Annotated in this window: 18 protein-coding genes and 1 tRNA gene; 9 read left to right on the forward strand and 10 right to left on the reverse strand. The window is 67.1% G+C overall.

The window, feature by feature from the left end:
* Positions 1-331: 331 nt before the first annotated feature.
* The 4 genes from C8N38_RS19450 to C8N38_RS19465 form a co-directional block, all read right to left on the reverse strand.
* Positions 332-408 (reverse strand) — tRNA-Arg (locus C8N38_RS19450).
* A gap of 91 nt (positions 409-499) precedes the next feature.
* A complete protein-coding gene (locus tag C8N38_RS19455; RefSeq protein WP_108028795.1) occupies positions 500-1,915 on the reverse strand; it encodes a sensor histidine kinase in 1,416 nt (471 codons plus the stop codon).
* A 27-nt stretch (positions 1,916-1,942) separates the two neighbouring features.
* Positions 1,943-3,355 carry a dihydrolipoyl dehydrogenase family protein gene (locus C8N38_RS19460; protein WP_108028796.1) on the reverse strand — a complete coding sequence of 471 codons (1,413 nt, stop codon included), beginning with the start codon at positions 3,353-3,355 and terminating at the stop codon, positions 1,943-1,945.
* A gap of 4 nt (positions 3,356-3,359) precedes the next feature.
* Entirely contained in the window at positions 3,360-4,091 is a 732-nt protein-coding gene (locus C8N38_RS19465) for a TVP38/TMEM64 family protein (protein ID WP_108028797.1), read from the reverse strand.
* 306 nt (positions 4,092-4,397) lie between these two features.
* Here C8N38_RS19465 and rpmH point away from each other — a divergent pair, with 306 nt between their 5' ends.
* The 7 genes from rpmH to yihA all read left to right on the forward strand — a co-directional run bounded on the left by rpmH (position 4,398) and on the right by yihA (position 9,645).
* A complete protein-coding gene (rpmH, locus tag C8N38_RS19470) occupies positions 4,398-4,532 on the forward strand; it encodes a 50S ribosomal protein L34 (RefSeq protein WP_108028798.1) in 135 nt (44 codons plus the stop codon).
* Between the two features lie 25 nt (positions 4,533-4,557).
* A complete protein-coding gene (rnpA, locus tag C8N38_RS19475; RefSeq protein WP_108028799.1) occupies positions 4,558-4,974 on the forward strand; it encodes a ribonuclease P protein component in 417 nt (138 codons plus the stop codon).
* Positions 4,971-5,219: a membrane protein insertion efficiency factor YidD gene (gene yidD, locus C8N38_RS19480; RefSeq protein ID WP_108028800.1), complete on the forward strand. Its 249-nt coding sequence runs from the start codon at positions 4,971-4,973 to the stop codon at positions 5,217-5,219. The genes rnpA and yidD overlap by 4 nt, the downstream gene beginning before the upstream one ends.
* 70 nt (positions 5,220-5,289) lie before the next feature.
* Positions 5,290-6,159, forward strand: coding sequence for a tRNA 2-thiocytidine(32) synthetase TtcA (gene ttcA, locus C8N38_RS19485; protein ID WP_108028801.1), 870 nt, complete (start codon positions 5,290-5,292; stop codon positions 6,157-6,159).
* A 242-nt stretch (positions 6,160-6,401) separates the two neighbouring features.
* Positions 6,402-8,252 carry a membrane protein insertase YidC gene (yidC, locus tag C8N38_RS19490; RefSeq protein WP_108028802.1) on the forward strand — a complete coding sequence of 617 codons (1,851 nt, stop codon included), beginning with the start codon at positions 6,402-6,404 and terminating at the stop codon, positions 8,250-8,252.
* Positions 8,249-8,995: an MOSC domain-containing protein gene (locus C8N38_RS19495; RefSeq protein ID WP_108028803.1), complete on the forward strand. Its 747-nt coding sequence runs from the start codon at positions 8,249-8,251 to the stop codon at positions 8,993-8,995. The genes yidC and C8N38_RS19495 overlap by 4 nt, the downstream gene beginning before the upstream one ends.
* Positions 8,992-9,645: a ribosome biogenesis GTP-binding protein YihA/YsxC gene (gene yihA / locus C8N38_RS19500; RefSeq protein ID WP_108028804.1), complete on the forward strand. Its 654-nt coding sequence runs from the start codon at positions 8,992-8,994 to the stop codon at positions 9,643-9,645. Before C8N38_RS19495 ends, yihA begins: the two co-directional genes overlap by 4 nt.
* A gap of 60 nt (positions 9,646-9,705) precedes the next feature.
* On the opposite strand, the gene C8N38_RS19505 is transcribed toward yihA, so the two are convergent.
* Positions 9,706-10,437, reverse strand: a complete 732-nt coding sequence (locus C8N38_RS19505) for an SDR family NAD(P)-dependent oxidoreductase (protein WP_108028805.1) — start codon at positions 10,435-10,437, stop codon at positions 9,706-9,708.
* 115 nt (positions 10,438-10,552) lie between these two features.
* On the opposite strand from C8N38_RS19505, the gene argB reads away from it, so the two are divergent.
* Complete coding sequence (gene argB, locus C8N38_RS19510) at positions 10,553-11,425, forward strand: acetylglutamate kinase (protein WP_108028806.1); 873 nt, start codon at positions 10,553-10,555, stop codon at positions 11,423-11,425.
* A 75-nt stretch (positions 11,426-11,500) separates the two neighbouring features.
* Complete coding sequence (locus C8N38_RS19515) at positions 11,501-12,007, forward strand: SixA phosphatase family protein (protein WP_108028837.1); 507 nt, start codon at positions 11,501-11,503, stop codon at positions 12,005-12,007.
* Positions 12,008-12,049: 42 nt separating this feature from the next.
* Here the strand turns inward: C8N38_RS19515 and C8N38_RS19520 are convergent, their stop codons facing one another.
* The 5 genes from C8N38_RS19520 to C8N38_RS19540 form a co-directional block, all read right to left on the reverse strand.
* Positions 12,050-12,421 carry a 2Fe-2S iron-sulfur cluster-binding protein gene (locus C8N38_RS19520; RefSeq protein ID WP_108028807.1) on the reverse strand — a complete coding sequence of 124 codons (372 nt, stop codon included), beginning with the start codon at positions 12,419-12,421 and terminating at the stop codon, positions 12,050-12,052.
* Positions 12,422-12,662: 241 nt separating this feature from the next.
* On the reverse strand, positions 12,663-13,442 hold the full coding sequence (locus C8N38_RS19525; RefSeq protein WP_108028808.1) for an amino acid ABC transporter ATP-binding protein: 780 nt from the start codon (positions 13,440-13,442) through the stop codon (positions 12,663-12,665).
* A gap of 12 nt (positions 13,443-13,454) precedes the next feature.
* Positions 13,455-14,771 carry an amino acid ABC transporter permease gene (locus C8N38_RS19530; RefSeq protein ID WP_108028809.1) on the reverse strand — a complete coding sequence of 439 codons (1,317 nt, stop codon included), beginning with the start codon at positions 14,769-14,771 and terminating at the stop codon, positions 13,455-13,457.
* A 1-nt stretch (position 14,772) separates the two neighbouring features.
* A complete protein-coding gene (locus C8N38_RS19535; protein ID WP_108028810.1) occupies positions 14,773-16,029 on the reverse strand; it encodes an amino acid ABC transporter permease in 1,257 nt (418 codons plus the stop codon).
* A gap of 140 nt (positions 16,030-16,169) precedes the next feature.
* Entirely contained in the window at positions 16,170-17,189 is a 1,020-nt protein-coding gene (locus tag C8N38_RS19540; protein ID WP_108028811.1) for an amino acid ABC transporter substrate-binding protein, read from the reverse strand.
* Positions 17,190-17,254 lie beyond the last annotated feature (65 nt).

Below are 17,254 nucleotides of genomic sequence, written 5' to 3' on the forward strand. Positions count from 1 at the left end.
AACAGCGGATCGATCGGAAAGGCGATGTCGCCACAGAATTGCTGCACCGATCCGGCCCCATTCCTGGCCGCAAGACGCGACAGCAGCGACGATGCTGGCTCGAACGCGGCATGGGGAACCGTCAGCGGCAATGGGGCGAAGCTGGTACCGGCGAGGGCTGGAAGGCTTTTGGCCAAGCGCGTCCTCCAAGCGGGAAAGAGGAACGGGTCTCCCTCAAGACTACGATCGGACGCTCAGTTGAGCAACGCCGCTTAACCGCCGAAGGACGGCCCTGTGGGTCAGCGATCTGACAGGAAAGTCATCTTTGCTTGACAGCCCACAACGGTTTTAATGGCGCGCTGGGGAGGATTCGAACCCCCGACCCCTTGATTCGTAGTCAAGTACTCTATCCAACTGAGCTACCAGCGCGTGGGAGGCTCATGTAACGCCGTTCGGAGGGGGGTGCAAGGGGCAAACCGACCGAAAGGGCGCAGTTTTTTTGCCGACGACCGGCAGGTCGTCAGCCGGGCAGATCGCCCTCGCCAGGCAAGGCCGCCGCAGCCTTCGGCAGGCGGATCTCGAAGGCGGTGCCGGAGGCGTCGCTGCTGCGCAGCTCAAGCGCGCCGCCATGGCCGCGAACCAGCTCCATCGCGATCGCGAGGCCCAGACCCGTGCCGTCCTTCCGTGTGCCGCCATGGAACGGCTGGAACAGATGCTCGCGCGCCTTGGGCGGCAGGCCCGGACCGGTATCGGTGACCTTGATCACCCAATCCTCTTCGGTCTCGTCGGCACGGATGCCGATCTCGCCGGGTTTGCCCGACGCCACGATGGCCTGGCGGGAGTTGCGCACCAGATTGGTCAGCACCCGCAGCAGCTGTTCGACATCGGCGCGCAGCGTCAGACCGGCCGGCACATCCTCGGAGAAGCTGATGTCGTAGTCGCCCGCCGCCAGCCGCTCGCCGTCGACGACCTCGTTGACGATGGGCGCCAGCGCCACCCGTTCGAGCCGGGGCGGCGGCTCCTGTGCGCGCCCGAAGGCCAGCGTCGCCTCGCACAGATGCACCGCGCGGCTGATCGCGCCGACGATCTTGGGCGCGGCGCGCTTGACCGCCGGATCGTCGCTAAGCTCCATCCGGTCGGCGAAAAGCTGGGCCGTGGTCAGGATGTTGCGCAGATCGTGGCTGATCTTGGCGACGGCCGCGCCCAGCTGGGCCAGCCGATCCTTCTGGCGCAGCGCGCCGGTCAGCTCTTCCTGCAGGGCCCGTAGCGCTGTCTCGGCCTCGTTCAGCTCGCGCACCCTGGCCGAGGGGACGATGATCCGCCGGTTGTCCTCGGGGGCCTCGGCATAGACCAGCATCGCCCGCACCACGCGCCGGATCGGCACCACCAGAAGCCGCCGCGCCGCCAGGAACAGCAGCAGCGCCGACAGCACCGAGATCACCGCCGACAGCACCAGAATCCTGAGCCCATAGTCGATCATCGCCTTGCGCAGTTCGGCCGTGCTCATCGTGACCTCGATCAGCAGGCCCGCGCGCTGGACCGGCTGGCCGATCACCCGGATCACCCGGGTCTTGGGGTCGACCAGCCGGATCAGCGCATCGGGGATGAGGTCGAACACGCCCGCCTCGCGCAGATCGAAGCTGCGATAGACCGGCTCGGGAATCGGCGAGGACAGGACCAGCTCGCGCGCCTGGTCGCGGCGCAGCACGACGTTGTAGACGCCCGCGTTCTGCAGCAATTCGCGTTCGAGCTCGTCGCTGATCATGCCGTCGCTGGCCAGCAGCGCGAGCGAGGCGATCTGCGACCGTTCCAGCCGCGCCAGCAGGAAATCGACGCGAAACCGGGCAACCGACGGCACGAAGATCAGGACCTCGGCCAGCATGACGAAGACGATCGTCAAAAGCAGGAAGCGTCCCGACAGGGAATTGAGAAACATGTGCCTCGCCCTCGCCCCGGCCGGGCATCAGGGCAGCAGGCGCTGAATCGCCCTCACCCCCCGCTTGACCCAGGGATTCTCGAACAGTTTTGGGGAAAAATAGGCGCCCGCTGCCCGCTTGTTAAGCTCACCCAGTGTCGGATAGGGCGCAACCATGCCGGTCATGGCGGTCATCCGCTGACCGCTGGCGATGGCAAGGGCCCAGGGGGAGACCAGTTCGCCGGCCTCGGCGCCGACCAGGGTCACGCCCAGCGGACGGCCGCGATGGACCACGACCTTGACGAATCCCTCGGTGCGGCCGCTGGCCACGGCGCGGTCATTCCCGGCGTAATCGGCCCGCACCACATCGATCGCATCGCCATGGGCGGCACGGGCCTCGGCCTCGGTCGGGCCGATCTGCGCCAGTTCGGGGTCGCAATAGGTGACGCGCGGGATGTGGCCGGTCCGGGCCCGGGCGGGCAGACCGAACAGGATCGGCCGGATCACGACGCCCGCGTGATAGCCCGCCAGATGGGTGAACTGCCCCTGCCCCGCGGCATCGCCGATGGCATAGATCCGGCGGTTGGAGCTGCGCAGGCCGACACCGACCCGGATTCCCCGGGCATCGGTCTCGACCTCCGCCGCGGACAGGTTCAGCCTGTCGAGCGCCGGACGGCGGCCCGCCGCGATCAACAGGTGGCTGCCCTTAATCGTGCCTCCCTCGGTCTGCGCCGAGATCGCTCCCGGCCCGCCCGAGACGCGCCGCAACTCGGTATCTTCAAGCACCTCGACCCCTTCGGAGCGGAGCCGGTCCAGAACAAGCGCCGCAGCCTCGGGGTCTTCGCGGCCAAGCGCCTTGCGGCCTTCGATCACCGTCACCGGCACACCCAGCCGGGCATGGGCCTGGGCCATCTCGATGCCGACGGGCCCGCCGCCCAGGATCAACAGGCGTTCGGGGCGCTCGCGCAGGTCGAACAGGGTCTCGTTGGTCAGGTAGGGCACCTCGTCGAGGCCGAGGATCGGCGGGATCGAGGGCCGCGAGCCGGTGGCGACGACGAAGCGGCGGGCACGGATCACCTCTCCCCCCGCCTCGAGCTCGCGCGGTGAGAGAAACCGCGCCCAGTCGCGGATCACCCGCACCCCGAGCCCCTCGAACCGCTCGACGCTGTCATGGGGGGCGATGGCGGCGATGGTGGCATGCACATGCGCCATCACCGCGGCATGATCGATCCGGGGCGCGGTCCCGGCGATGCCGCAACCGCCCGTCCGCATCATCTGGGCCTGGGCCGCAGCCGCGATCAGGGCTTTCGACGGCACGCAGCCATAGTTCAGGCAGTCGCCGCCCATCTTGTGGCCTTCGATCAGCACGACGCGCGCGCCCATCTGCACCGCGCCAGCCGCCAGCGACAGCCCGGCGGACCCCGCCCCGATGATGCAAAGATCGGTCTTCGTCGGTGCCATCGGGCTAGCGCCTCCGCCGCAGGGCCCGGAGCACGATGGGCAGCGCGGCCAGCGCCGCGAGCCCCAGAAGCGGCCCCAGCACCTGCGGCTCGAAGACGATCCCCAGATCGGGCCGCTCGCCCCGGGCGAAGACCTCGCCCAGCCCGGCGCCGACCCAAGTGTAGACCAGCGCCCCCGGCATGATCCCGAAGAAGGTGGTGACGGCAAAGCGCCCGGCCGAAACGCCCACCAGCGCGGGCAAAAGGTTCGCAACGAAGAAGGGCACGGCTGGCACCAGCCGGATCAGGAAGAGGACAGACAGCTCGTTTTCGCGCAGCCCCTCGCGAAGTGCGGCCACGCGGCCCTCGCTGGCGTCGAGCCGGGCCGCGAGCCTGTCGCCCAGCCCCCAGCGTGCCGCAAGGAAGATCAGCACCGCGCCAAGCGTCGCGGCGGTCACGTTGAAAAGCACGCCCGGGAAGACCCCGAACAGGAAGCCGCCCGCCAGCGTCGCCACTGTCGCCCCGGGCAGCGAGAAGGCCACGATCGCGACATAGGCCAGCATGAAGCCCAGCGCCGCCCCGGCATAATTTGCATCGCGCAGCGCGATCAGCGCCTCGCGATGGGCGGCGAGCGCCTCGAAATCGAGCTGGTCGCGCAGGGTCAGCGCGCCGACAACGGCCACCGCGGCAATCGCGATCAGCGGCAGGTGGCGGGCTCGGGTCGGCCGGGTCTGGGGCGTCTCGGTCGTCTCGGTCATGTTCCTCTGGGCCGCTCTGGCGGAGAATGAAGGGTGGGATGCGTCCCTGAAAGGGTGGGATGCGTCCCTGAACAAGATGCATGGCGCCTGCCGCCCTGCACAGGCCGTTCACGCCGCATTGATCGTCGGTGACCGGCCCCGGCCCCTTCGGAGCCACTTGCGCGGTGCGGACGCAGCCGATTGCAACATTTCCCGCGCGGGACGAATTGACTTGCCCGCGCCAAGCCCCTAAAGGACGGGCTTCGAACACCATGGGGCCTTCGAATCCGCACGCGGTTTGGGTCCATCTCGACGGAGCGACGCGCGATGAAACGCACCTATCAACCTTCGAACCTGGTCCGCAAGAAGCGTCACGGCTTCCGGGCCCGCATGGCCACCAAGAGCGGCCAGAAGATCCTGAACGCCCGCCGTGCCCGTGGCCGCAAGCGTCTGTGCGCCTGAGACCACGCCTGACGGCGAACGTGACATGACACCGCCGGGGATGGGCGGGGCCTCCGATATGCCGGAGCGTTCCGAAACGTCCCCGGCGGTTTCGTCATGCCTGACGGTGTTGTCCAAGCGCGCCGATTTCCTGCTGGCCGCGCGCGCCCGGCGGCAGTCGGCCCCGGCCTTCACGCTGCAGGCGCGGCGCCGGGACGAGGCGCCCGGGGGCGGCATCCGGGTCGGCTTTACCTGTTCGAAGAAGGTCGGCAATGCCGTCGCCCGCAACCGCGCCAAGCGCCGGTTGCGCGAGATCGCCCGAGCCGAGCTGCCGCGGCATGGCCGCCCGGGCTGGGATTACGTGTTGATCGGCCGCCCCGACGTGACCGCGACCCGTGAATTCGAGGCGCTTCGCGCCGATCTGCGCCGCGCCCTCGACCGGCTGCATGCCGACGCGCCATGAGCCCGCTTGCCCGCCTTTTCGCCCTGCCGATCCGGGCCTACCGGCTGGTGCTGTCGCCCTGGATCGGGTTCAACTGCCGCTATCAGCCGACCTGTTCGGCCTATGCGCTGGAGGCGCTGGAACGGCACGGCGCGCTGCGCGGCGGCGCGCTGGCGATCTGGCGGATCCTGCGCTGCAATCCCTGGGGCGGCTGCGGCTACGACCCGGTGCCGCCAAAACCCGGCGAACCGCCGCCAGAGCGCTGACGGCGGGCCGCACTCTGGCGCCGCGCCTTTCCCCTTCCCCGGCGGCGGGCGATCTGGCATAGCCAGCGCCATGTTCGACGAGCCAGACGATATCCATCCGCTGTTTTACGGCGCGCCCTCGACCACCGAGTTCAAGAAGCTGCGTAAGCGGATCATCCGCGACACCCGCGAGGCCATCGAGCAATACGGGATGATCGAGCGCGGCGCGCGCTGGCTGGTCTGCCTGTCGGGCGGCAAGGACAGCTTTACCCTGCTGGCCGCACTCTACGAGCTGAAATGGCGGGGGCTGCTGCCGGTCGATCTTCTGGCCTGCAATCTCGATCAGGGCCAGCCGGGCTTTCCGGCGACGGTCCTGCCCGAGTTCCTGACGAAGATGGGCGTGCCGCACCGGATCGAGTACCAGGACACCTATTCCATCGTCATGGACAAGATCCCCGAGGGGCGCACCTATTGCGCGCTATGCTCGCGGCTGCGGCGCGGCAACCTCTACCGGATCGCCCGCGAGGAGGGCTGTTCGGCGGTGGTGCTGGGCCATCACCGCGACGATATCCTCGAAACCTTCCTGCTGAACCTCTTTCATGGCGGGCGGCTGGCAACGATGCCGCCGAAGCTTGTGAACGAGGAGGGCGACCTGTTCGTCTACCGCCCGCTCGCCCATGTCGCCGAGGCCGATTGCGCGCGCTTCGCCCAGGCGATGAGCTATCCGGTGATCCCCTGCAATCTTTGCGGCAGTCAGGACGGGCTGCAGCGGATGCAGGTCAAGGCGATGCTCGACCAGTGGGAGGCGAACCATCCCGGGCGCCGGCAGAAGATGTTCCGCGCGCTGATGCATGTGCGGCCCTCACATCTGCTTGACCCCGCGCTGTTCGATTTCGCGGCGCTGGCGCGTCCGGCGGCCGGGACGCCCGGCGCCCTGCCCGGGGAGGCGCCCGACCCCTGACGGCCAGCCCCTTGCCTGTGTTGCGTATCGGGTATTTTATCCAAGAAGAAGAACGCACTGTCGTCTTCGCGGTCCGGATACCCCCAGAGGACGCCCGAGCCGGGCGATCCGCCGGGACGAGGCCGGGCCAAGGCCCTCGCCGCCCCGGCCCGGGTGCCGTGCGTCGGCAAAACGACTTGACCTCCCCGGCCTCAATCTGTTGAAGCACCCACACCTTTAAAAGGACGGGGTGGCGGTCTGCCATGGACGATCAGAACAAGAATCTCATTCTCGCAACGGCGCTCAGCTTTCTGGTAATCCTCGGATGGTTCCTGCTGTTCCCGCCCGAACAGCAGACCCCGAGCGAGGAACCGGCCGTCGCGACGACGACCGCGACCGACAGCGGCACGACGCCGGACGTCGCCGCCGCCCCGCCCGCGACCCCGGGCACCGGCGCGCTCGCCACGCCCGAGACCGCCGCGCCCTCGCTGGCCTCGGAGGCGCCCCGGCTGTCGATCGAGACGCCGCGCCTGACCGGGTCGATCTCGCTTCTGGGCGGGCGCATCGACCGGCTGGCGCTGAAGGGCTATCACGAGACGCTGGACCCGGACTCGCCGCTGGTCTCGCTGCTGGAGCCGGTCGGGACGGACCGGCCCTATTACGCGCTTTACGGATGGGCGCCCGCGGGCGATCTGGGCTACGAGGACGTGCCCGGCGCCAACACGCTCTGGACGCTCGACGGCAATGACGCGCTGAGCGTCGAGACCCCCGTCTCGATGCATTGGGACAACGGCAAGGGCCTGACCTTCCACCGCACGATCAGCATCGACGAGAACTACATGTTCACCGTCGCGCAGAGCGTCGAGAACGCCACCGGCAGCGCGGTGCGCCTGGCCCCCTACGGCATCGTCGCGCGTCATGGCCAGCCCGAGGGCAGCCGGTTCTACATCCTGCACGAAGGTGTCGTCCGGCAGACCGACGAGGAACTGGAAGAGATCAAGTACAAGAAGATGCCCGACATGGATTATGTCGAGCGCGAAGGGGCCAATGCCGAGGTCACCGACGTTCAGGAGAACGGCTGGATCGGCTTTACCGACAAGTACTGGATGACCACGCTGATCCCGGAACCGGGTCAGCCCTTCACCTCTGTCGCGAAATACGTCTCGGGCCCCGACATCTATCAGGTCGAGGCGCGGCTGCCGGTCGTGACCGTCGCCCCGGGCGCCACCGAGGGCACCTCGACCATGCTCTTCGCGGGCGCCAAGGAATGGGAGACGATCCACCATTACCAGACCGATGACGGCATCTTCCGCTTCATCGACTCGATCGACTGGGGCTGGTTCTTCTTCTTCACCAAACCCATCTTCCGCGTCCTGCACTGGCTGAACGGCGCGATGTCGGGTCTGGGCGTTCCGGGCTCGATGGGCTGGTCGATTATCCTTCTGACCGTCATCATCAAGGCGATCGTGCTGCCGCTGGCCTACAAGTCCTACAGCTCGATGGCGAAGATGAAGGAACTTCAGCCCAAGATGGAAGAGCTGAAGGAGCGCTGCGGCGACGACCGCCAGAAGCTGCAGCAAGAGATGATGACGCTCTACAAGAAAGAGAAGGTGAACCCGGCCGCGGGCTGTCTGCCGCTCTTCGTGCAGATCCCGATCTTCTTCTCGCTCTACAAGGTGATCTTCGTCACCATCGAGCTGCGCCACGCGCCCTGGATCGGCTGGATCCACGACCTGTCGGCGCCCGATCCGTCCTCGATCCTGAACCTGTTCGGCCTGCTGCCCTATGCGCCGCCGGAGCCGGGCTCGTTCCTTGCGATCCTGTCGCTCGGTGTGCTGCCGATCCTGCTGGGGATCTCGATGTGGCTGCAGCAGAAACTGAACCCGACGCCCACCGATCCGACGCAGGCCATGGTCTTCGCCTGGCTGCCATGGGTGTTCATGTTCATGCTTGGCAACTTTGCCAGCGGGCTGGTGCTGTACTGGATCTGCAACAACACGATCACCTTCATCCAGCAATATGCGATCATGCGCATCCACGGCTATCACCCCGACGTGCTGGGCAATATCAGGTCGAGCTTCCGCAAGAAGAAGCCGGAACCGGAGCACAAATGACGGCACGGCTGGCCCGGATCTATCGCCACCCGATCAAGGGCCACGGCGCCGAGGCGCTGGAGGCGGTGGATCTTGAGGCCGGCCGGACCCTGCCCTGGGACCGCACCTGGGCCGTGGCGCATGAGGCGTCGCGAACCGACGGAACCGGCTGGGCGCCCTGCGCGCACTTCTCGCGCGGGGCGAAGGCGCCGCAGCTGATGGCCATCGGCGCGCGGCTGGACGAGGCGGCCGGGCAGGTGACCCTGACCCATCCCGACCGGCCCGATCTGACATTCTCTCCCGACAACGAGGGCGCGGCCCTGATCGACTGGGTCCGCCCGCTGATGCCCGGGGACCGCGCCGCCTCGACCCGGATCGTCCGGGCGCCGGGGCGGGGCATGACCGACAGCGCCTTTCCCTCGATCAGCCTGCTGGGGCTCGCCTCGCTCGCGGCGCTGTCCGACAGGGTTGGCCAGAACCTGTCGCCACTGCGCTTTCGCGGCAATTTCTGGATCGAGGGGCTTGCCCCCTTTGCCGAATTCGACTGGGTCGGACAGAAGCTGCGGCTGGGCCGGGCGGTGATCGAGGTGCGCGAGCGCATCACCCGCTGTCTGGCCACGGCCGCCAACCCCGAAACCGGCGAACGCGACGCCGACACGCTGGGCGCGCTGCAGGCCGGCTGGGGGCACAAGCAATTCGGCGTCTATGCCGAGGTGATCGAGGGCGGCCGCGTGGCCCTTGGCGACGCTGTGGAGGCGCTATGACCCCCCTTCCCTTCCCCCTGACCCCCGAGCCAGATGCCGAGGCCGCCGAACGCGGGCGCAAGCTGTTCGCGGGGCCCGTCGAATTCCTGAAAGGCGTCGTTGCGATGGACGGGCTGCCGCCCGCCGACCGGCCCGAGCTGTGCTTTGCCGGGCGCTCGAATGTCGGCAAGTCGAGCCTGATCAACGCGCTGACCGGGCGCAAGGGGCTGGCGCGGGCCTCGAACACGCCGGGCCGGACGCAGGAGATCAACTACTTCACCCTGGGCGACAGCCATTACCTGGTCGACCTGCCGGGCTATGGCTATGCAGAGGCCCCGGTGAAGATCGTCGAGAAATGGCAACGCCTGCTGAAGTCCTATCTGGCCGGGCGGCAGACGCTGCGCCGCGCCTTCGTGCTGATCGACGCGCGGCACGGGGTGAAGGCGGTCGACGACGAGATCATGAAGCTGCTCGACGGCGCCGCCGTGACCTTCCAGACGGTGCTGACCAAGGCCGACAAGGTGAAGGCCGCCGATCGCGAAAAGGTTCTGGTCCAGGTGAGGGGCGCGTTGGCGCGCCACCCCGCCGCCTTCCCCGAGATCCTGCTGACCTCGTCCGAGAAGGGCGACGGGATCGCCACCTTGCGCGCGGTGATCGAGGGTATCGGCTAGGGCCGGCAGCGCGCCCCTGAGCCTCCACGGCGCCCCGGCCCACCGCGCCCCCGGGCCAGCCTAGACGTGCTGGCCCGCATTCACCTCGATCTCGGTGCCGGTCACGTAGCTGGCCTCGTCCGAACAGAGGAAATGGATGACGCTTGCCACCTCCTCGGGCTGGCCCAGACGGCGAAGCGGCAGGCCCTCGACGATCTTCTCGGTGCCGGGCGACAGGATCGAGGTTTCGACCTCTCCGGGCGCGATGGCATTCACCCGGACGCCGAGCGGGCCGAAATCATGGGCCATCTCGCGGGTCAGCGCCGCCAGCGCCGCCTTGGATGTCGCATAGGCCGCGCCCGCGAAAGGGTGCACCCGGCTGCCCGCGATCGAGGTCACGTTGACGATGGCGCCCTTGGCGGCGGCCAGTTCGTCCTGCAGCCCGCGCGCCAGCACGATCGAGGCGAAGAAGTTCACGTTGAAGACCTGCCCCCAGGTCCGCATGTCGGTGTCCAGCGTGTTCAGCCGCCCGCCCTCTTCGGTCTTGGGCGAGATCCCGGCATTGTTGACCAGCGCGTGCAGCTTGCCGTCGGTCAGCTTGCCGCGCACCACCTCGATGGCGCGTTTGGTCATGGCGGGGTCCGCGAGGTCGATCTGGATATGGTTCTCGGCGCCGCCTGGCCAGGGGCAGCGCGGGTCGAAGGGCTGGCGCGAACAGGTCAGGACCCGCCAGCCTTCGGCCGAGAACCGCTTGACCGTCGCATGCCCGATGCCCCGGCTCGCCCCGGTCAGCAACATTACCCTCTGTTCCATCGCACCCTTCCCGTTCTGCGGCGTGCTGAACGTAAGCCCGGCGCGCCAAAAGACAATCGCCCTTGGCCTGCGGCTGCGCAGGCGCTAACAGAAGTTCAGCAAACGGACCCGCAGGATGAGAAAACAGACGGCCATGAATCGCGACTGGATCGCCACCGCCCGGACCCTGTCCGAGGCGTTGCCCTATCTTCAGCGCTATACCGGCGCCATCGTCGTCATCAAGTTCGGCGGCCACGCCATGGGCGACGACGCCGAGATGGAGAGCTTTGCCCGCGACGTGGTGCTGATGCGCCAGGTCGGCGTGAACCCGGTGGTGGTGCATGGCGGCGGGCCGATGATCAACGAGATGCTGGCCAAGCTCGGTGTCGTGTCGGAATTCGTCAAGGGCAAGCGGGTGACCGATGCCGCCACCGTCGAGGTGGTCGAGATGGTGCTGTCGGGCCGGGTCAACAAGCGGATCGTGCAGGCGATCAACGATCAGGGCGGCAAGGCGGTCGGGCTGTCGGGCAAGGATGCGGGGCTGATCGTCTGTGACCAGACCGACCCGGCCCTGGGCTTCGTCGGCACGCCGTCGGAGGTCAACCCGCTGGTGCTGCGCCAACTCTTCGAGGCGGGGATGATCCCGGTCGTGGCGCCGCTGGGCGCGGGGCACGAGGGCGAGACCTTCAACATCAACGGCGACACCGCGGCGGGTGCCATCGCCGCCGCGCTGAAGGCCGACCGGCTGCTGCTGCTGACCGATGTGGCCGGGGTCAAGAACGCGGCCGGCGAGGTGGTGACCGAACTGACCCCCGATCATATCCGCAAGATGACCGCCTCGGGCGTGATCGCGGGCGGGATGATCCCCAAGACCGAAACCGCCCTGATGGCCATCGAGGGCGGCGTGCGCGCGGTGGTGATCCTTGACGGGCGCGCGCCCAATGCCTGCCTGCTGGAGCTTTTCACCGATCACGGGGCGGGGTCGCTGATCCGCGCGCCGCGTCCCTGACGCCGAACGCGCTGGCCGGGAGACCCGAGCTGTGACAGGATGCGCCCGACCCGCGACACGCAAAGCGGCCTGCCGATGAGTTTGCGCCTGATCCTCGTCCGACACGCGAAATCGAGTTGGGACGACCCGAGCGAGGACGATCACGACCGCCCGCTCAACCCGCGCGGCCGCGAAGCGGCGCCGAAGATCGGCCAATGGCTGGCCGAACGGGGGCATGTGCCCGCCGAGGTCGTCAGCTCTACCGCCCGCCGCACGCTGGAAACCTGGGACCGGATGGCCCCGGTTCTGGGCGAATCGACGGTGATGCGGCGCGATCCGGGGCTGTACCACGCGCCTGCCGAACGGATGCTGGAGGCGCTGAACAATTGCGCGGCCTCGCCGGTCCTGATGCTGGGCCACAATCCCGGCATCGCCGATTTCGCGCTGCGTCTGCTGGACGGCCCGCCCGACCCGCCGCCCTTCGCGACCTTTCCCACCTGCGCGACGCTGGTCGCCGATTTCGACGCCGCCGACTGGACCGCGGTCGAGTTCGGCACCGGGCGGATGATCGACTTCATCACCCCCAAGCAGCTTGTGCCCTGACCCGCGGGCGCGACCGGTCGCGCCCGCAAGCCGGTATCAGGCTTAGTCGCCGCCGCCGGGCGTGCCGCTGAAGGTCACGGTCACGTCCTCGTCGCGGGCGATGAACTGGCAGGCCAGGCGATAGCGCGGCGGCATGTCCCGCACTTCGGCATCCTCGATTTCCTCCTGGGTGAGCTTGCCCAGATCCTTCAGCTTCTGCTTTTCCTTGTCGGTCAGCATGATCGCCTTCTTCTGGTCGGGGTTGTCATAGGTGACCTCGATCAGGCACGAGCCGCAATTTCCGTCCCGGCAGTCGAAGGGAATCGGAATCCGGTTGTCCTCGGCCAGAGCCAGGATGGTCTTGGTATCTCCCGCCACGCCGTAGACGGCCTTGTCCTTGTGCATCAAGGGGGAGGAGAAGGTGATGATCGCCATGTCGCTAGATCCCTTGGCTGGGGCCGCCCGCACCCGAAGGCCCGGACGGCAGATGGTTGGTTCGAACCGTGTGCGCGCCTCCACCCTTGGGGAAGCAGCATTCATGCCAGCGCCGGGCGCGGCTTTCGCGGTCCTCGCCCCGCCAAAGTGGGGGAAATCCGACATCGCCCCCGCCAAAGACGACAAGGGCGCCCGGGCAGACCCGGGCGCCAGTCGCGGAGAGGTCGCGGAAAAAATGCGGTCAGTGCCCGAGGATCTGACTGAGGAAAAGCCTGGTCCGGTCGGAGCGCGGGTTGTTGAAGAAGGCCTCGGGTTCGTTCTGTTCGACGATCTGGCCCTGATCCATGAAGATCACCCGGTTCGCCACCTGCCGGGCAAAGCCCATCTCGTGGGTCACGCAGATCATCGTCATGCCCTCTTCGGCCAGCTGGATCATGGTATCGAGCACCTCCTTGATCATCTCGGGATCGAGCGCCGAAGTCGGCTCGTCGAAGAGCATGATGTTGGGCCGCATGCAAAGCGAGCGCGCGATGGCCACCCGCTGCTGCTGGCCGCCCGACAGCTGACCGGGATACTTGTTCGCCTGTTCCGGGATCTTGACCTTCTCGAGGTAGTACATGGCGGTTTCCACCGCTTCCTTCTTCGGCACCTTCCGGACCCAGATCGGGGCGAGGGTGCAGTTTTCCAGGATCGTCAGATGCGGGAAGAGATTGAAGTGCTGGAACACCATCCCGACCTCGGACCGGACCTGGTCGATATGTTTCAGATCGTTGGTCAGTTCGATCCCGTCGACGACGATCTTGCCCGACTGGTGTTCCTCCAGCCGGTTGATGCAGCGGATCAGGGTCGACTTGCCCGACCCCGAGGGGCCGCAAACGACGATCCGTTCGCCCTTGTTGATGGTCAGGTTGATGTCGCGCAGGACGTGAAACGCCCCGTACCACTTGTTCATGCCGAGGATCTGGATCGCGACCTCGTCCGAAACGGTCAGCCTGGACCGGTCGATGGCAGTGTCAGACATGGATGGACCTCCTCAGCGGTGCCCGGTCCGGAGCCTGCGCTCCAGATACATCGAGTAGCGGGACATGGAGAAACAGAAGATGAAGAACATCAGCGCGATGAAGCCGTAAAGCTCCCAGACGATGCCGTTCCAGTTGACGTCGGCCCGGATCGAGTTCGAGAAGCCGACCGGGTCGAGCAGCCCGATGATCGACACCAGCGTCGTGTCCTTGAAGACGCCGATGAAGGTCGAGACGATCCCGGGGATCGAGATCTTCAGCGCCTGCGGCATGACGATCAGCCGCTGCGCCTTCCAGTAATCGAGCCCCAGCGCATCGGCCGCCTCGTACTGCCCCCTGGGCAGCGCCGCCAGCCCGCCACGGATCACCTCGGCAACATAGGCCGAAGCGAACAGCGTCACCATGATGATGACCCTGAGGATGATGTCGAAATTGGTGTTCGGCGGCATGAAGTAGTTCAGCAAGAGCCAGGCCACGAAGAGCAGCGTGATCAACGGCACGCCGCGCACGAACTCGATAACGCCGACGCAGATCACCTTGACGATGAACATCCGCGACTGCCGCCCCAGGGCCAGCAGGATGCCGATCGGAAGCGATAGCGTGATCGCCGTCAGCCCGATGGTGATCGACAGCATGAAGCCGCCGAAATTGCGGCTCGAGACAGGCTCGATGCCCAGCGGCAGGATCTCCTGCAGCCCACCGGCGGCCTTCCCCGCCAGCAGCAGCCACCACAGCACGGGCACAAGCCCCGCCGCGATCGCGCCGAGAATCCCGCCCGCCCAAGGCGCAACCACCCGGAAGCCCGCATAGCCCAGCACGAAACCGAAGGCGACCGCGACCGGCAGCCAGACCGTGCCGCCCCACAGCAACCAGGGCACCAGAAAGGGCGCAGCCGCTGTCAGGTAAAGCGCCCTGCGCGGAACGCCGGGGAACAGGACCGGAGCCAGTCCGCCCAGCGCGGTCCCGAAGGCCAGGATCGGGCGCCAGTAGATCTCGGACGGGTAGAAGCCGAAGATCAGTTGCGACCAGCGCTCGCGTATCACCGCCCAGCAGGCGCCGCTTTCCTCGGGTCCGTAGGCCGCCTTGATCTGTTCGCGACACTCGGAAAGCGAGTTGGCGGTCCAGCTGGAATGCACGACCCAAGGCAGGACCGCCGCCAGCAGGGCCCCGATCAGGGCCAGAGACACCAGGGTCAGTGCCGCATTCAGCCAGGACGAGAACAGGTTCTGGCGCAACCATCCCAGCGCACCGATCGAGCGGTCGGGGGGCGGTTCCTGGGGTATCATGCGGTCGCGGACGAAGGCGGCGCTATGGGCATGGGTTCCGCTCATCTCACCGCTCCACCAGCCGGACCCGGGCATCGTACCAGTTCATCGCCGTCGAGATGACCAGAGAGATCGCCAGATAGAACGCCATCATCAAGAGCACGCATTCCAGCTCGCGCCCGGTCTGGCCCATGGTGATGCCGCCGAGCGTGCCGGTGATGTCCATGTAGCCGACCGCGATCGCCAGCGACGAGTTCTTCGTCAGGTTCAGGTATTGCGAGATCAGCGGCGGGATGATGACCCGAAGCGCCTGCGGCAGGATCACCAGCGACATGATCCGGTTCGGCCGGAGGCCCAGCGCCGCCGCGGCCTCGGTCTGGCCCTTCGATATGGCCAGGATGCCGCCCCGCACGATCTCGGCGATGAAGGCCGCGGTATAGAAGCTGAGCGCCAGCCAGAGCGCGATCAGCGAGTTCCGCATGTAGATCCCGCCGCGGAAGTTGAAGCCCTTGAGTTCGGGATAGCCAAGGTGAAACCCCAGTGCGACCAGCACGATCAGCACCGGCACCGCGACCACGCCGAGGCGCAGATACCAGGTGGTGGGCCGGAGGCCGGTCTGGTTCTGGATCCGGTCGGCCCGCGCCCGGATTCGCGCCGAGGCCCAGAGCCCGGCTGCAAGGACCGCAAGGAACGCGATCAGGTCGAGGCTGATGTCGAAGGCTCCGAAGACCGAAATATCGCCCAGGCTGCGGGAAAACAGCGGCTCTGGGATGTAGAAGCCGCGATTGGTCAGCGCCACGCTGTCGCCCAGAAGCATCGAGGCGGTGGCATTTTCGCCCCGGAAGGCGTTCGGCGGCGGCAGGGTCTCGATCAGGATCGCCATGAAGAACACGATCCAGAGCAGCACCGGCACGTTTCGGAACAATTCGACATAGACGGTCATCAGCCGCGCCACGAGCCAGTTGCGCGACAGTCGCAGCACGCCGATGATGACGCCGAGGACGGTGGCCAGCGTGCAGCCGAGGGCCGCCACCAGCAGGGTGTTCAGAAGTCCGACGAAGGCGGCCCTCAGATGGCTGTCGCGGTTGGTGTACTCGATGAGGGTCTGGTTGATGTCGTATTGCGCCGCCCCCGTCAGAAAGCCGAAGTCGATGGGCTTGCCCAGATCGGCGAGGTTCTGCACGGTGTTGCTGACGATCCAGGCCACCAGCAGCATGAAGGCGATCAGCGCGACCACCTGGATGGTGAGCGATCGGTAGCGGGTATCGAAGATCAACATGCGCAGACGGAACGTCTCGCGCGATACGTCCGGATAGCTGGTCATGCGGGCGCTCCCTGTAGCTCCCTCCCGGCAATAGAATATCATGCGCGGACCGTTGCGGCCGCGTCCCTCCGGGATTCTCTTGTTCTTGGTCCAGATAGGCGAAGGGCGCGGTCTGGTGCCGCGCCCTTCGAAGTCTGGTCTTACCGGAACGGCGGCGCGTACATCAGGCCGCCATCGGTCCACTGCGCGTTCAGCCCGCGGGCAAGGCCGATGGGCGTGTTCTGGCCGATATATTTCTCGAACAGCTCGCCGTAGTTGCCGCCCGCCTTGATCGCCTTCACCGCCCAGTCGGCCGGCAGGCCCAGCATCTCGCCAAGGCCACCCTCGGTGCCGAGCAGACGGTTGATTTCCGGGTTGGTGGTCGGCGCAGCGGCCAGTTCGTCGATATTGGCCGAGGTCACGCCATATTCCTCGGCGGCGATCAGCGCGTTCAGCGTCCAGCGGACGATATCGGCCCATTCGTCGTCGCCATGGCGCACCAGCGGGCCCAGCGGCTCTTTCGAGATGATCTCGGGCAGGACCACATGCGCGGTCGGGTCCTCGAAGGTGGCGCGCGTCGCGGCCAGACCCGAGGCGTCGGTGGTGTAAACGTCGCAGGCGCCTGCCAGATATTGTTGCTGCGCCTGTTCGTTGGTCTCGATCGGGACCGGCTCGTAGGTGATGTTGTTCACGCGGAAGAAGTCCGCGAGGTTCAGCTCGGTCGTGGTGCCGGTCTGGATGCAGACAGTGGCGCCGTCGAGTTCCTTGGCCGAGCTGACGCCCAGCGCCTTCGGTACCATGAAGCCCTGACCGTCATAGTAGTTCACGCCGACAAAAGTGAACTTGAGGTCGACATCGCGCGAGAAGGTCCAGGTGGTGTTGCGCACCAGCATGTCGATCTCGCCGGAGGCCAGAGCGGTAAAGCGGGTCTTGCCCGTGGTGGGCACGAATTCGACGGCGGAGGAATCCCCCAGCACGGCGGCGGCCACCGCGCGGCACACCGCCACGTCGAAGCCCTGCCAGTCGCCGTTGGCATCCGGCGCGGCGAACCCGACAAGGCCCGTGTTGGTGCCGCAGTTCAGCTTGCCGCGTGCCTTGACATCGTCGAGGGTCGCCGCTCCCGCCGCCCCCGCGGCGCAGGCGGCCACGGTCAGCGCGCCAAGAATAACGGATTTCTTCATGTTTACCTCTTCCTGAATATCCGTCCGTTCAGACGGCTTATAGTTCACCCCCCCGGCGGGCAGGA

The organism is Rhodovulum kholense, assembly GCF_003053725.1.
GTDB classification, from domain to species: Bacteria; Pseudomonadota; Alphaproteobacteria; order Rhodobacterales; family Rhodobacteraceae; genus Rhodovulum; species Rhodovulum kholense.

Bases quoted from the DNA above. Each gene is read 5' to 3' on its own strand.
- rpmH (WP_108028798.1), top strand. From the start codon at position 4,398: ATGAAACGCACCTATCAACCTTCGAACCTGGTCCGCAAGAAGCGTCAC.
- C8N38_RS19525 (WP_108028808.1), bottom strand. From the start codon at position 13,442: ATGTCTGACACTGCCATCGACCGGTCCAGGCTGACCGTTTCGGACGAG.
- C8N38_RS19520 (WP_108028807.1), bottom strand. From the start codon at position 12,421: ATGGCGATCATCACCTTCTCCTCCCCCTTGATGCACAAGGACAAGGCC.
- C8N38_RS19460 (WP_108028796.1), bottom strand. From the start codon at position 3,355: ATGGCACCGACGAAGACCGATCTTTGCATCATCGGGGCGGGGTCCGCC.
- C8N38_RS19505 (WP_108028805.1), bottom strand. From the start codon at position 10,437: ATGGAACAGAGGGTAATGTTGCTGACCGGGGCGAGCCGGGGCATCGGG.
- C8N38_RS19455 (WP_108028795.1), bottom strand. From the start codon at position 1,915: ATGTTTCTCAATTCCCTGTCGGGACGCTTCCTGCTTTTGACGATCGTC.
- C8N38_RS19515 (WP_108028837.1), top strand. From the start codon at position 11,501: ATGAGTTTGCGCCTGATCCTCGTCCGACACGCGAAATCGAGTTGGGAC.
- argB (WP_108028806.1), top strand. From the start codon at position 10,553: ATGAGAAAACAGACGGCCATGAATCGCGACTGGATCGCCACCGCCCGG.
- rnpA (WP_108028799.1), top strand. From the start codon at position 4,558: ATGACACCGCCGGGGATGGGCGGGGCCTCCGATATGCCGGAGCGTTCC.
- C8N38_RS19465 (WP_108028797.1), bottom strand. From the start codon at position 4,091: ATGACCGAGACGACCGAGACGCCCCAGACCCGGCCGACCCGAGCCCGC.
- C8N38_RS19495 (WP_108028803.1), top strand. From the start codon at position 8,249: ATGACGGCACGGCTGGCCCGGATCTATCGCCACCCGATCAAGGGCCAC.
- ttcA (WP_108028801.1), top strand. From the start codon at position 5,290: ATGTTCGACGAGCCAGACGATATCCATCCGCTGTTTTACGGCGCGCCC.
- yidC (WP_108028802.1), top strand. From the start codon at position 6,402: ATGGACGATCAGAACAAGAATCTCATTCTCGCAACGGCGCTCAGCTTT.
- yihA (WP_108028804.1), top strand. From the start codon at position 8,992: ATGACCCCCCTTCCCTTCCCCCTGACCCCCGAGCCAGATGCCGAGGCC.
- yidD (WP_108028800.1), top strand. From the start codon at position 4,971: ATGAGCCCGCTTGCCCGCCTTTTCGCCCTGCCGATCCGGGCCTACCGG.
- C8N38_RS19530 (WP_108028809.1), bottom strand. From the start codon at position 14,771: ATGAGCGGAACCCATGCCCATAGCGCCGCCTTCGTCCGCGACCGCATG.
- C8N38_RS19535 (WP_108028810.1), bottom strand. From the start codon at position 16,029: ATGACCAGCTATCCGGACGTATCGCGCGAGACGTTCCGTCTGCGCATG.
- C8N38_RS19540 (WP_108028811.1), bottom strand. From the start codon at position 17,189: ATGAAGAAATCCGTTATTCTTGGCGCGCTGACCGTGGCCGCCTGCGCC.